At 66.5% G+C, this 786-nt stretch carries 1 pseudogene; it reads right to left on the bottom strand.

From position 1 onward, the window contains the following. Positions 1 to 786: pseudogene (locus tag DBR22_RS24835) on the bottom strand (ATP-binding protein); the annotation flags it as partial.

Genomic DNA, 786 nt, shown 5'->3' with positions numbered 1-786 from the left:
CCGCCACTGTTCCTGCCCGTCGGCGAGGTCCATCAGCTCGCCGCCGAACGGCATCCGGTCTTCGGGCACGCCCGTTGCGGCAGCGATCGCCGCACGGTTCTCAATGCTCGACGGCGGCAGCAGGGACTTGCGCGTTTTCAGCGACACGAGCTCCTGCTGGGCGGCGGCCAGTTCGCGTTTTTTGGTGGCGTGGCCGTCGAACGCTTCGAACCGGAGTTCCTGCAGGGCCTGGGAATCATCCTTCAGTTCCGCGGATCTGGCTGCTGCCTGCTCGTGCGCCTGCTCCCAGCCCGCAGCCGTCCACTCAAGCTGCAATCCGGCGTCGGACAGTGCCTTGCGGGCAGCCTCCTCCACCTGCTGGCGGAGCCTCAGCCCAACCCTGGCGTTCTCCAGCGACTGCTCGATCGCGGAGATCGCGTTGCCGCCCTGGTTGTTGTAGTCGGTTTCCAGCTCGCGCAGTTCCTTGGCCAGTCCGTCACGGACCGAACGCTCGGCGGCGAGGTCCTTGGCCTTGGCCTGGGCCAGTTCCTTGATCCGGGCCAGCGTCTTCTGGTGCACAGTGACCGCGAGCTGCTGCTTGTAGGTTTCGAACTCCTCGCCGGCAAGTTCGCGGAGCCGGTTCGCGTCAAGCAGGGACTGCGCGTACTCCTTGTTCAGCCCGGGCACGGGGGCAAGCTGGTCGCGTTGCTGCCGCACATCCTCCAGCCGCTGCCGGATGGACATCAGGTTGCTGAACTCCTCCACCACGTCATCGGCTGCGGTGAGGGTGGCGGGAGCATCCAGGAC

Origin of the sequence: Arthrobacter sp. HMWF013 (assembly GCF_003061105.1) — a bacterium.
Lineage (GTDB): Bacteria > Actinomycetota > Actinomycetes > Actinomycetales > Micrococcaceae > Arthrobacter.
The sequence above is the reverse complement of the archived record's forward strand: the minus strand, read 5'-3'. Positions and strand labels throughout refer to the sequence as shown.